Annotated in this window: 8 protein-coding genes; 7 read left to right on the top strand and 1 reads right to left on the bottom strand. The window is 65.6% G+C overall.

Going from position 1 to position 14,736, the window contains the following annotated elements:
• Positions 1 to 174 precede the first annotated feature (174 nt).
• The 3 genes from VT03_RS28315 to VT03_RS28305 all read left to right on the top strand — a co-directional run bounded on the left by VT03_RS28315 (position 175) and on the right by VT03_RS28305 (position 5,467).
• Positions 175 to 1,494, top strand: a complete 1,320-nt coding sequence (locus VT03_RS28315; RefSeq protein WP_231870540.1) for an HD domain-containing protein — start codon at positions 175 to 177, stop codon at positions 1,492 to 1,494.
• A 420-nt stretch (positions 1,495 to 1,914) separates the two neighbouring features.
• Positions 1,915 to 3,627, top strand: a complete 1,713-nt coding sequence (locus tag VT03_RS28310) for an SMP-30/gluconolactonase/LRE family protein (protein WP_082846598.1) — start codon at positions 1,915 to 1,917, stop codon at positions 3,625 to 3,627.
• A gap of 160 nt (positions 3,628 to 3,787) precedes the next feature.
• Positions 3,788 to 5,467 (top strand): hypothetical protein, encoded by a 1,680-nt coding sequence (locus VT03_RS28305; protein WP_075096116.1) that lies wholly within the window; start codon positions 3,788 to 3,790, stop codon positions 5,465 to 5,467.
• A gap of 36 nt (positions 5,468 to 5,503) precedes the next feature.
• Here VT03_RS28305 and VT03_RS28300 read toward each other — a convergent pair whose 3' ends face one another.
• Positions 5,504 to 7,003, bottom strand: a complete 1,500-nt coding sequence (locus VT03_RS28300; protein WP_075096115.1) for a sulfatase — start codon at positions 7,001 to 7,003, stop codon at positions 5,504 to 5,506.
• Between the two features lie 122 nt (positions 7,004 to 7,125).
• On the opposite strand from VT03_RS28300, the gene rlmN reads away from it, so the two are divergent.
• From rlmN to VT03_RS28280, 4 genes are all read left to right on the top strand, one after another.
• Positions 7,126 to 8,208: a 23S rRNA (adenine(2503)-C(2))-methyltransferase RlmN gene (gene rlmN / locus VT03_RS28295; RefSeq protein ID WP_075096114.1), complete on the top strand. Its 1,083-nt coding sequence runs from the start codon at positions 7,126 to 7,128 to the stop codon at positions 8,206 to 8,208.
• A gap of 122 nt (positions 8,209 to 8,330) precedes the next feature.
• Positions 8,331 to 9,254 (top strand): LysR family transcriptional regulator, encoded by a 924-nt coding sequence (locus tag VT03_RS28290; RefSeq protein WP_075096113.1) that lies wholly within the window; start codon positions 8,331 to 8,333, stop codon positions 9,252 to 9,254.
• Between the two features lie 102 nt (positions 9,255 to 9,356).
• A complete protein-coding gene (locus VT03_RS28285; RefSeq protein ID WP_197489106.1) occupies positions 9,357 to 9,911 on the top strand; it encodes a Uma2 family endonuclease in 555 nt (184 codons plus the stop codon).
• Between the two features lie 95 nt (positions 9,912 to 10,006).
• Complete coding sequence (locus VT03_RS28280) at positions 10,007 to 14,677, top strand: glutamate synthase-related protein (RefSeq protein ID WP_075097338.1); 4,671 nt, start codon at positions 10,007 to 10,009, stop codon at positions 14,675 to 14,677.
• The last annotated feature ends 59 nt before the right edge of the window (positions 14,678 to 14,736 follow it).

Genomic DNA, 14,736 nt, shown 5'->3' with positions numbered 1-14,736 from the left:
CTCGCAGTTCAGAACGCAGTATGGCCCCCAATCCGGCGGAGGTCAAATTTCCGCCGGATCTCCCGCATCATTCATCTCCGCTTCTTCGTTCGTTCCCAAACGGCGACGAGGGAGCCCCGAAACAATGGACAAACGAACATGTCCCTGATAGGGTCCGCAGCGATGCGAGACCTCATGACAATTCCGGAACTCGTTGAGCTGGAAGCGGGCCGGCAGCTGCTGCGGATCCCCGTGGAGCAGAACGTTCCGGTCACTCCCCGCGTCCGGTCGCTGATCGACTGCGCGGAGTTCCAGCGACTGAACCACGTCACCCAGCTGGGGCTGGTGCACCGGGTCTATCCCGGGGCGCGGCATACGCGGTTCGAGCATGCCCTGGGGGTTTATCACAACGCCCTCCGGTACATCCAGCAGTTGCGTCACGACCCGCGATTCTGCGAGCTGGTGACGCCGCACGCGGCGGAAGTCCTGATCGCCGCGGCACTCCTGCACGACCTGGGGCATTGGCCGTTCTGCCATCCGATCGAGGACATGCACCTGGCGGGGATGCCGCCGCACGAGAGTCACGCGCGGCGTTTTCTGGCGGACGACGGCGAACTGGCGGCCGTGCTCCGGCGGGAGTGGCACATCGAGCCCGCGGAAGTCCTGGATGTCCTGGTGAAGCGGACCGACAGTCCCGAGCTGCGGCTGTTGCGGTCGATCCTGTCGGGACCGATCGACATCGACAAGATGGATTACCTCGATCGGGACAGCCAGCACTGTGGGGTTCCGTACGGCCGCAATTTTGACAAGCAGCGGCTGATTCAGTCGCTGGTGCTCAACGAGGCGGGGGATGGGCTGGCGATCACGTCGAAGGGGAAGACCGCCTCGGAGCTGATGGTCTTTGCCCGGTACGTGATGTTCAGCGAGGTCTACTGGCATCATGCCGTCCGGGCCGCGACGAGCATGTTCGCGCGGGGGTTTTACGAGATCTACCGGCAGCTCGATCTGAGCGAACTGCTGGGGATGACCGAGGAGCGGATGATCGATCATCTGTGCCGGGCTGCGGCGGGTCATCCGGCGGAGCCGCTGTTCGGGGGGATCTTTGGGCCGCGGCGGGAGATCTACAAGCGTGCGGCGGAGTTCAGCCATTACCAGGCGGAGGATGTTTACCGGCGCGTCGCCCGGCGGCCGTTCACTGAGCTGGTGGCCCTGTCGGGACGGGTTGCGGAACGGCTTTCGCAGAGCTGGGGGGCCAAAGTTGAAGCGGTGGACGTGCTGATTGATGCGCCGCCGCCGCACCGGGAAATCGAGATGGCAATTGACGTCTATTTCCCGAAGGAGAACGTGTACCGGCCGCTGCGGATTGTGTCGCCGGTGGTGGATGCTTTGGCGCGGACGCAGTTTGACGAGTATGTGAAGCGGGTTCGGGTGTTTGTGGCGCCGAAGTGGAAGTCCCGGATTGCGTCGACGGATTGGCGGGAGGTCGTGTGGCAGGCGACGGAATCGCTCGCCTGACGCTGGCTCCGTTCTTTTCTGGGTCCAGGGGCACCCTGGTGGGGGATGCAAGGGGGCGACGCCCTCTTGCCCGCCGGAGGCCTGGCGGTCGAGAGATGTCTGAAGGAGGGCGTGTCCAGACGCGGACATGGTGTCGGATGCCCCCTCACCAACCCGCGGGGATTGCATCGCAGGCGGTGTGATGTGAGGGAGTCCTCAACGCCGGTACCACAAAGGGGACATCCGTTGTGCACCACGGGTCCTCATGGAAGCGCCTCCGGCGGCAAGGGGTTGCCCCCTTGACCCCGGCTGCCGTGGCACGTTGGGTTTGAGCTATGGGAGCCCGTCCGGCAAAGACGCTGGCGAGTTCCAGAACCGCGACCTATCTTCCGGCAGTTCCCATCAGACTTTCTTGATTGCTCTCCTCGCGCCGGGATCTCCATGCTCCGAATCGCCTTCGCGCTCGCGGTCGCCTTCTCACTGAACCTCAGCGGCCTCTCCCGAGCCGACGACATCCCCAAAGGAGAAGTCCGCGAGTTCGAGTTCAACGCCAGCAAGATCTTCCCCGGCACGACCCGCAAATACTGGATCTACGTTCCCAAGCAGTACACCGCGGACCAGCCCGCCTGCGTCTACGTCAACCAGGACGGCATCCAGTACAAGGCCCCCGAAGTCTTCGACCGCCTGATCGCCGCCAAGGAAATGCCGGTCACAATCGGCGTCTTCGTCATGCACGGACGGGTCAAAGCCACGAAGGCGGAGTCGCTCGACCGCTTCAACCGCAGCTATGAGTACGACGGGCTCGGAGACAACTACGCCCGCTTCCTCCTCGAGGAACTGCTCCCCGAAGTCGAAAAGCAGACCACGACCGACGGCCGGGCGATTCGCCTTTCGAAGAACGGCAACGACCGGGCGATCGGCGGATCGAGCAGCGGAGCGATCTGCGCCTGGACCGTCGCCTGGGAACGCCCGGACGCCTTCCAGCGGGTCTTCAGCTCGATCGGAACCTACGTCGGCCTTCGCGGCGGAAACGAATACCCCACGCTCGTCCGCAAGTTCGAGCCGAAGCCGATCCGCGTCTTCCTCCAGGACGGCAGCAACGATCTCAATATCTATGGCGGCGACTGGTGGATGGCGAACCAGGAGATGGAGCGGTCGCTCGTCTTCGCCGGCTATGACGTCGACCATGTCTGGGGCGACGGGGGACACAACGGTGAGCACGCCACGAAGGTCTTTCCCGAGGCGATGAAGTGGCTCTGGAAGGACTGGCCGAAGCCGGTTGCCGCCGGCCCCGGCTCGAAGCAGCTCCAGGAGATCCTGATCCCGGGCGAGGAGTGGCAGCTCGTCGGCGAGGGCTACAAGTTCACCGAAGGACCGTGCACCAACGCCAAAGGGGAGGTCTTCTACAACGACGTCGGCGCGAGCAAGACCTGGAAGGTCGGCCTCGATGGCCAGGTCTCCGTCTTCATCGAGGCAACGCAGCGCGGCGACGGCCAGAACATGGGGCCCGACGGCCAGCTCTATGCCGTCGCCGGCGAGCCCGAAAAGATCCTGGCCTACGACGAAGCGGGGAAGTCCCGCGTCGTGGCGGAGGGCTTCAAGGGGAATGACCTCGTGGTCCTCAACAACGGCTCCGTCTACGTCACGAATCCCGGTTGGGACGGAAAGTCCCCCAGCCAGGTCTGGCACATCAGCCCCAAGGGGGAGAAGACGGTCGTCGACAAGGGACTCAAGTTCTCGAACGGCCTGACGACCTCGCCCGACCAGAGCCTGCTCTACGTCGCCGACAGCCGGTCGCACTGGGTCTACAGCTACCAGATCCAGGCGGATGGATCGCTCAAGGACAAGCAGAAGTACTACCACCTGCACGTCCATGACCGCGACGACGACAGCGGCGCGGATGGGATGCGGGTCGACAAGGACGGCCGCCTCTACGTGGCGACCCGGATGGGCCTGCAGGTCTGCGACCAGGCGGGACGGGTGAACTGCATCATCCCGACGCCGAACGGCAAGGTCTCCAATCTCACCTTCGGCGGACCGCAGATGGACACGATCTACGCCACCTGCGGAGACAAGGTGTTCAAGCGGAAGGTCAAGGTCCAGGGAGCCCCCTCCTGGCAGCCGCCGCTCAAGCCCGCCGCTCCGCGACTGTAGGGGACGTGCCGGCCACGCCGCGCGAGTCCGCAAATCCGCGGGCCGCCGTCGGTCCGTTGTTGAACTTTGCCCGCCCCCCGAGTGCAATGTCGGGTGCCGCGGGCTACGGCGTCCTCTCTGTCGGTTTCCCTTCGGACGGTTTCCTTTCAGGAATGGCATCATGGTCGAGCCGGTGCAGGTCTCCTGTTCGCATTGCGGCGCGAAGCTGAAGCTCAAGTCGTCGGCGGCACTCGGGAAGAAGATCGGCTGCCCGAAGTGCAAGAAGCCGTTCGTCGCCAAGGCGGCCGCGGGAGACGGCGACGACGTGGACCTCTTCGGCGACCTGCCGATGGACGACTACCGCGCTCCGGGCGAAGAGGAGGAAGACGAAGCGCCCGTGGCGACGAAGAAGGGCTCCGCCAAAGGGAGCGGCAAGGTGGCGAAGCCGAAGCGGAAGAAGAAGGGGGAAGACTCGAACGTCGGCGGGATGCTCCTGACGGTGCTCGTCGTCCTGGTCGGCATCGGGGTCATCGGCGGGGGAGGTTATGCCCTGTTCTCCATGCTCCCGGGCGGGGCGGGCGGCATCGCCAGCTATCTCCCGGCGGAGACCGACACCGTCATCCATGTGCAGGTGGCCAACCTCCTCTCCGCTCCCGTCGTCGCGCCGCTCCTCAGCGATCCGAAGTTCAAGGAGGGGATGGAAACGATGACCAAGACGGTCGGCCTGGCGCTGACCGATATCGAGTCCGTGACGGTCGGGGCGGTCGGGGCGATCAACGGCATTCAGAAGCCGAACGGCCCGATCGGGTACCGTCCGCCGCAGGTCGACCGGTTTGTCGCCGTGGTCAAGACCAAGGCCCCGGTCAGCATGGACAAGATCAAGGCGGCCCTGCCGGTCCCCCCGACGTCGGCGAACCACAACGGCCAGGACTATCTGACCGCCCAGAACTCCGGAAAAGTGCTCGGCTTCTGTAGTCCCGCGGAGAACACGGTCCTGATCGCTCCCGAGGCGGAGTTGAAGGCCGCCATTGACTCCAAGGGGGCCGCGCCGGCGCGGTCCCGCTACCGGTTCGTCGATCTGTCGCAGCAGGTTGTCCTCGCCTTCGGCCCCCAGGACCTGAGCGTCTTTCGGACGCAGCTGGGGATGGAGTTCTTCGAAGAGTCCGGTGCCGACAAGGCCCGCAAGGCGACCGAGGCCAATCTCGTGACGGGTGCGTCCTGGGGCCTGCTGATCAAGGACAACATCACCGTCCGCCAGGACGTCCGCTACAACGCCTCGAGCACCGCCAAGAACTCCGTGACGGCCCATCAGACCGAGCTGTCCGAACTCAAGACCAACGTCGGCTTCCTCAAGGGCCAGGCGACAATGCTGACGCTCGCCGCCCCGGCGGCAGCCGGCCCCGCCGGAAAAATCGTCGACCAGATCGTGCGGGGCGTCGAAGGAGGAACGGTCGTCGCCACGGGCGCGACCGTCTCGACCCAGGTCACCTTCGCCGGCTCGATCGTGACCGACGCCAAGGAACTCGCCAGCGCGGCGGCCGCCGGAATGGGTGGCGGGGGGATGGGCGGTTTTCCCTCGCCGGGCCTGCCGGGCCCCGGCTTCTCCAGCCCGGGACTGGATCCGACCGCGGGATTCCCTCCCGGCTCCCCGTTCCCGACGCCCCCGATCTCGGCAGACGGGGTGCCGACTGTGCCGGTGGGCGCCCCTCCGACAATCCCCACCGGTCCGGCGCCTGGCGTTCCCGGTTCGCCCCCCGGCGCTCCGGCTTCGCCTCCCGGCGCCCCTGGCTCGCCTCCTGGTGCGCCCGGCTCACCTCCCGGAGCCCCGGCCAACCCGCCGGCGGCAGCCCCGCCGCCGTAAGGACGGTCCTCGTCACAGGCGTTCAAGAGACCGCCGCTACCGGATCTTGAGATCGGGAAGCTCCGCCTTGATCCCGGCGTCGACCGGCATCGTGTCCGGATCGGCCCCCGCCTCCCGGATGAGGCGGGCGAGGTCCTTCGACAACTGCTCCCGAACGTCGCTGGACGCCGGGTCGTCAATGAGGTTCTTGTCTTCGCCCGGATCGGCAGCCAGGTCGTAGAGCTCCGCCTTGTGGCGGTCCGGCGTACCGTCGCCATGCGGGTAGTGGATGTACTTCCAGCGGTCGGTCCGGATCCCCCGGACGTTCGGCGTGTAGGGAAACTGCTTCTCGTAGTTGTATTCGTAGTACCAGGCGCGGCGCCACGCCTGGTCTCCCTCGTTGGCCAGCCTCACCCACGACCGGCCGTGGATCTTGTCCAGCGGCTTTGCTCCGCACAGCTCCAGCAGGCTGGGGGCGACGTCGAGCGTCAGGACCTGAGCGGTTTCGACCCTCCCCCTCGGGAGCCGGCCGGGAGCCCGCACGATGAGCGGAATCCGGATGCTCGGCTCGTGCATCGTCCGCTTGTCGACCATTCCGTGCTCGCCGCTCAGCAGGCCGTTGTCCGCCATGTAGACGAAGATCGTGTTGTCCAGGAGGCCTTTCTTCCGCAGCCAGCCGTCGAGCCGCCCCACGCTGTCATCGACCGAGAGGATCGTCCCCAGATAGGAACGGGTCATCTGCTCGAAATGGACGACCGCCTCCGGGGACGAGTCCGGGAACTTCTTCCGATAGTCGAAGAGCGGACCGTAGATCCCGTGCCACGTGTTGAGGCGGGTCGTGATCCAGTCGGGCTTGTCCGCCAGGTGGAAGGCGCTCGCGGGGTAGGGGAACCGGATGTCGTCGAAGACGTGCTCGTACTTCGCCTCCGGGAAGTAGAAGCTGTGCGGGGCCTTGTGCCCCAGCATCAGCAGGAACGGCTTTTCACGGCTCTGCTTCTCCAGCCATTCGAGCGCCAGATCGGTCACGCGGCTCGTGTAGTAGCCCTTCAGGACCTCGCGTTTTCCATCGACGTTGAACTCGGTGTCGAAGTATTTGCCCTGGCCCCGATGGGTCGCGAAGAAGTCGAAGCCGGGCCGCTTCCCGTCGTTCTCCTCTCCCATGTGCCACTTGCCGATGTAGGCGGTGGCGTACCCCTCGTCCTGCAGCCGCTTCGGAAAACTCTCGAGCCGGGTGGGGTACTCCGTGAAGTTGTTCGTGACGCCGTGAGAGTGGGCATAGAGCCCGCTCAGGATACTGGCCCGGCTGGGGCTGCAGAGGGATGTCGTGCAGAAGGCGTTCGCGAACCGGACTCCTTCGTTCGCGATACGGTCGATCGAAGGAGTCTTCAGATGCGGATGGCCGGCACATCCCAGGCAGTCCGACCGCTGATCATCGGTCAGCACGAAGACTATATTGGGCCGGCGGTCCGCGGCCGTTGCGACCAACGAGAGGGCCAGGACGAGCACCAGGCCGGTGAGGCGGCCAAAGAGAACGGAGGCAGAACGAGCGAAGTTCATGCGAGGCTCCTGTGGACAGGCCGCCGACCTTGGCGGGCGAACCTCGCGGAGTCAAGCGGCCGGCCCGGCCCACTTCGCCGCCGCTGCTACATGTCGGGTTGCACGAGGGTTAGAATGCCGGGATGCCGGAGTCGACGTGTGTTTACGATGTGGAAGGGGTGGAGCGGCTCCGCCGCGCGCTGCGGCTTGACCCGATGGAGGTGAAGGCGTTCCGCAAGGGGCTCTTCAAGAAATTCCGTCCCACTTCAGAAGTCCTCCATGAGTTCCCCGGCGGGGACCGGCTCCGGGTCCATCCGCTGACGCTCTTCCGCCGCGTCGATTCCGCGATCGACGGCGCGACCAAACTGCTGTTCCAGACATCGACCGGGATGCTGATCGAGTCGGTGATCCTCCGGATCGGGACGGGACGGACGACCCTTTGCGTCTCGAGCCAGATCGGCTGCGCGGCGGCGTGCTCGTTCTGCGCCACCGGAAAGATGGGAATCGCGCGAAACCTGTCAGCCGCCGAGATCCTCGACCAGTTCCTCCAGGCGAGTCAGATCGTCGCCGGGGAAGGGGAGGGCGCGACGATCCGCAACCTCGTCTTCATGGGGATGGGAGAGCCGCTGCACAACGAGATGGAACTCGTCACAGCGATCGAGCGGCTGACCTCGGCCGACTTCTTCCACCATCCGCCGTCGAAGATCATCGTCTCCACGGTCGGCATCGCCGACGGGATGCGGCGGCTGGCCGAACGGTTTCCGAAGGTAAACCTCGCCCTGAGCCTGCACAGCGTCCGGACCGAAGTCCGCGAGCGGCTGATCCCGGTCGGGCGGCGCTATCCCCTGCCGGAACTGCGGGAGACGATCCGCGGACTGAACGATCGGTTCGGCGCGACGGTCATGATCGAATACCTGCTCCTCGGCGGCGTCAACGACTCCCTCGAGGACGCGCGGGAGCTGGCGGAGTGGCTCCGCGGTCTTCAGGTTCACGTGAACCTGATTCCCTACAACCCGATCGACGAAGCCCCGGAACTGGTCGGCAGCCCGCCGGAAACGCGGGAGGCGTTTGCCAACGTCCTCAAGTCCGCCGGGTACAAGACCACCACGCGGTATTCCCTGGGAGGGGATATCGAGGCCGCCTGCGGCCAGCTCGTCCGCCATGAGAATCGGATTCGGGCGATGAGCGCAGTCGGGACGACCGTGCCGCTCACCCTCTCCGAATGAACCCCACGTGCCGGGTTTTCCGGCAAACCTGTTGGCCAGATTGGCAATTCCTTGACGATGACGGGGGACCCTCGTAGACTGCCGCTTATCGAGCGTCGGTCTTCCCATCAAATTAACCAATCATGCACCTCCGCAACGTTGAGCTCTTTTGCGACATCGTTGCCTGCCGCAGTTTTTCCAAAGCGGCGGAGATGCGGAAAATTTCCCAGCCCGCCGCCACCCAGATTATTCAGCAACTCGAAGAGCACCTTGGAGTTTCGCTGTTCGATCGCACCGTTCGCCCGCCGGAACTGACGCCGGCGGGCCAGTTGTATTTCGAGAAGTGCCGGGACCTCCTCGACACCTATCGATCGATCGAAGACGCCGTCCGCCGACTCGGAGATAAAGTCGTTGGGCGAGTTCGAGTTGCGTCGATCTACTCCGTCGGCCTCCTGCAGATGGCGGAGTACGTGCGGCGGTTTGAGGAGGCGTTTCCGGACGTGGATGTCCGGCTCGATTACGTCCACCCGGACGAGGTGTACGCCCGGGTCCGCCGGGATGAAGCGGACCTGGGGATCGTGTCGTACCCCACCGGCGGGGACGACATCACCGTCATCCCCTGGGTCGACCAGGAGATGGTCCTGGTGGTCAAGCCCGGGACGGCCCTGGCGGTCCATGACAAGGCGACGCTCGACGTGATCCGCGGACAGGAGTTCGTGGCCTTCACGACGGACCTCAAGATCCGGAAGGAAGTCGATCGCCTCCTGAAGCGGAAGAACGTCCCGGTCAAGGTGACCCACCAGTTCGACAACGTGGAGAACATCAAGCGAGCGGTCGAGATCGGAGCGGGGGTGGCGCTGCTGCCGCTGCCGACGATCCGCCGCGAACTGGAGATCGGCTCGCTGCATGCCGTCCGGCTGCAGGATGCCGATCTGAAACGCCCTCTCGGGATCGTGCAGAAACGACACAAGCACCTCCCGGCAGCGGCGGAAAAGTTTGTGGCCCTGTTGAAAGAGAACGTCGGCGCCGGGGAATCGGTCGCCGCAAAGGCCAAATCGGTCCACTGAAGCGGAGCGGAACAGACGCTCCGGGGGTCGACGGAGCTCACCGCAAAGCTCTCTCGACGGAATGCGTGATTCGAGGATGCGGACGCCAGTGTGAGACGCGTCGTGCCTACCGTTGCACAACTCCTGACTGCCGAAGAGTACGCCCGACTGCCGGAAGACGGCCGTCGCACGGAGCTCGTGCGCGGAGAGATCCTCGAAATGAACATCCCTCGTCCTCGACACGGCCAGCTCTGCAGCCGGATCGACCGACGGCTGGGGACGTTCGCGGAAACGCAGGGACTGGGGCACGTCGTCGCCAACGACGCCGGCTTCGTCACCAGCCGCGACCCGGACACGGTCCGCGGACCGGACCTGGCTTACATCAGTTATGCCAAGGTCCCCAAGGGGCCCCTCCCGGCCGACGAGTACCTGGAAGTCGCCCCCGAGATCGTGATCGAAATTCTCTCCCCGACGGATCGCTGGGCGGATGTCCTGCGCAAAGGGGGCGAGTACCTCTCCGCCGGAGTCGAGGTCGTCTGTGTCGTCGACTTCGAGGACGAGGCGGTCCACCTGTACTACGACCGGAAACCCTCCGTGGTCCTTCGCGGAGGAGACCTCCTGACGTTTCCCGAGCAACTTCCCGGTTTTTCGTTCCCCCTCACTGAACTTTTCGAATGACGCGAGAGTCTGAACCGCGATGGCGCGGTCCGGAACCTCTCTTTCAGCTCAATGTCCGGCGGACCTTCGCCGGAGCCTGTCGATCGAGTCTCATCATGAATCGTCACGAAATCGAACTGACCGCCGATGGCCTCCCGAAGCAATTCGGGCTGTACTCCAACGAGCAGGAGCACGACTCCTGCGGCGTCGGCTTTGTCGCCCATATCAAGGGGGCGGCGTCGCGGCAGATCATCGAAGACGCGGAGCGGATCCTGCGGCACATGACGCACCGCGGTGCGTGCGGCTGCGAAGAGAACACCGGCGACGGCGCCGGGATCCTGACCGCCCTGCCGGACGCCTTCCTCCGCAAGGTCGTCCGCCGCGACCTCAACAGGGATCTCCCTCCCGCCGGCCAGTACGGCGCGGGGCTGGTGTTCCTGCCGAAGAACGACTCCGAGCGGAACCAGTTCAAGAAGACGGTGGGGGACATCATCGCCGCTCAGGGCCAGACGCTCATCGGCTGGCGGACGGTGCCGCAGGATCCGGACGGGGCCGACATCGGTCCGTCGGCCCGGGCCGCCGAGCCGGCGATGGAGATGCTGATCGTCGGAGCGGCCGCCGGTATCGATCAGGAGACCTTCGAGCGGCAGCTGTTCGTGATCCGCAAGCGGGCGAGCCACGCCATCCGCGAAGGGAGCGCCAAGTCCGCGCTCGCCTTCTACGTCTGCACGCTCTCGTCCAAGGTCCTCGTCTACAAGGGGATGCTGACGCCGGAACAGGTCATCAAGTACTACCCGGACCTCCGCGATCCGGAGTACGTCAGCCATCTGGCGATGGTCCACAGCCGGTTCTCGACGAACACCTTCCCGAGCTGGGACCGGGCCCACCCGCAGCGGCTGATCGCCCACAACGGCGAAATCAACACCGTCAAGGGGAACGCCAACTGGACCTACGCCCGCCAGGGGATGATGCAGTCGCCGCACTTCGGCGACGACATCAAGGCCCTCTTCCCGGTCTGCGAGCCCCACTGCTCCGACTCCGGGAACTTCGACAACGCCCTGGAAATGATCTACCAGTCGGGCCGCTCGCTCCCCGAAGCGGTCATGATGATGGTCCCGGAAGCGTGGCAGGAACACCACGACATGCCCGAGTACAAGCGGGCTTTCTATGAGTATCACTCCGCCCTGATCGAGCCGTGGGACGGCCCCGCCTCGATCTCGTTCACGGACGGCCATTTCATCGGCGCGGTCCTCGACCGGAACGGCCTGCGGCCGAGCCGCTACTATGTCACGCACGATGACCGCGTCATCATGGCGAGCGAAGTCGGCGTGCTCGACATCGACCCCGCGACGGTCAAGCTGAAGGGCCGCCTCCAGCCCGGCAAGATGTTCCTCGTGGACTTCCAGCAGGGCCGGATCATCGGCGACGAGGAGCTCAAGAAGGACGTCTGCCAGCGCCGGCCGTACGGGGACTGGCTCAAGACGCAGCGGCTCGAGCTCAGCGAGCTCCCGGCCGGCCCCGCCGTGCCGCACATCCGCGGCGAGGAGCTCCTCCAGCAGATGCAGGCGTTCGGCTACAGCACCGAGACGCTGCAGTTCATGCTTATCCCGATGCTGAACTCCAAGAAGGACCCCATCAATTCGATGGGGGACGACACGGCGCTCGCCTGCCTCAGCGACCAGCCGCGGATGCTGTACGACTACTTCAAGCAGCTCTTCGCCCAGGTGACGAACCCCGCGATCGACTCGATCCGCGAGGAAGTCATCATGTCGCTGGAGTGCTACATCGGCCCCGAAGGGAACCTCCTCGAGACGACCCCCGAGCAGAGCCACCGCCTCCGCGTCCCGCACCCGATCCTGACCGACGAGGAGACCTCGGCGATCAAGTCGCTGCAGGGCTACCGCGGCTGGACGACGAAGACGATCGACATCACGTGGCCGAAGAGCGCCGGCCCCGCCGGAATGCGTCCGGCCCTCGAGGCGGTCTGCGCCGCCGCCGAGCAGGCGATTGCCGACGACTATGAGATCGTTGTTCTCAGCGACCGCGCCAGTGGACCGGACCGGGTCGGGATCCCCGCCCTCCTCGCCGCCGGAGCGGTGCACCAGCACCTCGTCCGGAAGGAACTCCGGACCAGGATCGGCCTCGTCGTCGAGACCGCCGATGCCCGCGACGTCCACCAGTTCTGCCTCCTGGCGGGCTTCGGGGCGGACGCCATCAACCCGTACCTCGCGTTTGAAGCGATCCGCGACGCCAAGGACCACGGCGAGCTCAAGGAGAACTTCACCGAGCAGAAGATCGTCGCCACCTACCGCGAAGCGATCCGCAAGGGGATGCTCAAGGTGATGGGGAAGATGGGGATCTCCACGCTCGCCAGCTACAAGGGAGCCCAGATCTTCGAAGCGGTCGGGATCTCGGCCGACGTCATCAACATGGCCTTCCGCGGGACCGCCAGCCGGATCAAGGGGATCGGCTTCGAGGTCATCGCCGAAGAGACCATCCTCCGCCACGAAGTCGGCTATCCGAGCCGGACCGAGACGGAGCGGCTCCCCGTGCTGCCGAACTACGGCAACGTCCACTGGCGGCACGGCGGCGAGAAGCACATGTGGAACCCGTTCACCATCGCCGAGCTCCAGGCCGCCGCCCGCAGCGGCGACAAGACCGCCTACACGCGGTTCGCCAAGCTCGTCAACGAGCAGACCCACAAGGAGGGAACGCTCCGCGGCCTGCTCAAGTTCAAGCCCGGCAAGGCGGTCCCGATCGAGGAGGTCGAACCGGCCCGCGAGATCGTCAAGCGGTTCTGCACCGGGGCGATGAGCTACGGCTCGATCTCCAAGGAAGCCCACGAGACGATGGCGATCGCCCTCAACGTCCTCCAGGGCCGGAGCAACACCGGCGAAGGGGGCGAGGACTACGAACGCTTCGTCCCGCTCGAGCTGCCGCAGGAACGGCACGAGTCGATCGCCAAGCTCGTCGAGAAGTACCAGCTCAACGGCGACACCCACAAGAACGTCTACTCCAAGCGGTCCGCCATTAAGCAGGTCGCCAGCGGACGGTTCGGGGTGACGTCGTGGTATCTCACGAACGCCGACGAGATTCAGATCAAGATCTCGCAGGGGGCGAAGCCTGGCGAAGGGGGAGAGCTCCCCGGTCACAAGGTCGACAAGACGATCGCCGCGACCCGGCACTCGACCCCCGGCGTGGGCCTCATCAGCCCGCCGCCGCACCACGACATCTACTCGATCGAAGACCTGTCGCAGCTGATCTTCGACCTCAAGAACACGAACCCGAGCGCCCGCGTCAGCGTGAAGCTCGTGTCCGAAGTCGGGGTCGGAACGATCGCGGCCGGCGTCGCCAAGGGGCACGCCGACAAGATCCTGATCTCCGGCGACTCCGGCGGAACGGGAGCCTCGCCGCTGACGAGCATCAAGCACGCCGGCCTGCCGTGGGAGCTCGGGATCGCCGAGACCCACCAGACCCTCGTCATGAACGACCTCCGCAGCCGGGTCCGGCTGGAGACGGACGGCCAGCTCAAGACGGGCCGCGACATGGTGATCGCCTGCATGCTCGGAGCCGAGGAGTTCGGCTTCGCGACCGCACCCCTGATCACGCTGGGGTGCATCATGATGCGGAAGTGCCATCTCAACACGTGCCCCGTCGGGATCGCGACTCAGGACCCGGAACTCCGGGCCAAGTTCAGCGGCCAGCCGGAACACGTCATCAACTACCTGTTCATGGTGGCCGAAGAGGCCCGCGAGATCATGGCGTCGCTCGGCTTCCGCACGATCGACGAGATGGTCGGCCGCGTCGACGCCCTGGAGTGGGACGCCGCCACGAGCCACTGGAAGGCGAAGCACCTCGACCTCTCGCCGATCCTGACCCTGGCGAAGAAGCCGCACGCCAACGTCGGCACCTACTGCCAGATCAAGCAGAAGCACGGCCTGGAGCAGACGCTCGACCAGACGATCCTGATTCCGCAGTGCCGCGAGTCGATCGACAAGGCCGAGCCGATCATCCTCGACGTCAACATCCAGAACATCGACCGGGCATTCGCCACGACCTTGAGCCACGAAGTCTCGAAGAAGTGGGGACCGCAGGGTCTGCCGGAAGACACGATCCGGATCCGCGCCCGCGGCTCGGCCGGCCAGTCGGTCCTGGCCTGGGGAGCCAAGGGGGTCACGGTGGAAGTCATCGGCGACGCCAATGACTTCTGCGGCAAGGGACTCTCCGGCGGCAAGCTGATCGTCTACCCGCCGGACGGCGTCACCTTCAAGCCGGAGGATCAGATCCTGATCGGCAACGTCGCCCTCTACGGGGCGACCGAAGGGGAAGCCTATTTCCGCGGCCGGGCCGCCGAGCGGTTCTGCGTGCGGAACTCCGGAGCGACCGCCGTCGCCGAAGGGGTGGGGGACCACGGCCTCGAGTACATGACCGGCGGCAAGGCGGTCATCCTCGGACCGACCGGCCGGAACTTCGCCGCCGGGATGTCGGGCGGGGTCGCCTACGTCTGGGCGCCGGACAAGGACGTCTTCCGCGAGAACTGCAACCTGGAGCTGGTGGACCTGGAGCCGGTGGAGGACGCCGACGACGTCATGGAGCTCAAGGAGATCATCGAGAACCACCAGAACTACACCGCCTCGACGGTCGCGAAGCACATCCTCGAAAACTGGGACACCTGTCTGCCGCAGTTCGTCCAGGTGATGCCTCGCGACTACAAGCGGGCCCTGACCGAGCTCAAGGCGGCGGCGGAAGCCGAAGCCGCGGGCGAAGAGGCCCCGGCAGCGCGGTAGACCCGACGCGAATCTTCCCGTGGATCATGAAGCGGCACCGGCTTCCGGCTCCCCTCCCA

Source organism: Planctomyces sp. SH-PL14, from assembly GCF_001610835.1.
In the GTDB taxonomy this organism is placed as follows: Bacteria; Planctomycetota; Planctomycetia; order Planctomycetales; family Planctomycetaceae; genus Planctomyces_A.
Note: the sequence above shows the minus strand (reverse complement) of the source record. Positions and strands in the feature narration are given on the sequence as shown.

Bases quoted from the DNA above. Each gene is read 5' to 3' on its own strand.
- VT03_RS28315 (WP_231870540.1), top strand. From the start codon at position 175: ATGACAATTCCGGAACTCGTTGAGCTGGAAGCGGGCCGGCAGCTGCTG.
- VT03_RS28310 (WP_082846598.1), top strand. From the start codon at position 1,915: ATGCTCCGAATCGCCTTCGCGCTCGCGGTCGCCTTCTCACTGAACCTC.
- VT03_RS28305 (WP_075096116.1), top strand. From the start codon at position 3,788: ATGGTCGAGCCGGTGCAGGTCTCCTGTTCGCATTGCGGCGCGAAGCTG.
- VT03_RS28300 (WP_075096115.1), bottom strand. From the start codon at position 7,003: ATGAACTTCGCTCGTTCTGCCTCCGTTCTCTTTGGCCGCCTCACCGGC.
- rlmN (WP_075096114.1), top strand. From the start codon at position 7,126: ATGCCGGAGTCGACGTGTGTTTACGATGTGGAAGGGGTGGAGCGGCTC.
- VT03_RS28290 (WP_075096113.1), top strand. From the start codon at position 8,331: ATGCACCTCCGCAACGTTGAGCTCTTTTGCGACATCGTTGCCTGCCGC.
- VT03_RS28280 (WP_075097338.1), top strand. From the start codon at position 10,007: ATGAATCGTCACGAAATCGAACTGACCGCCGATGGCCTCCCGAAGCAA.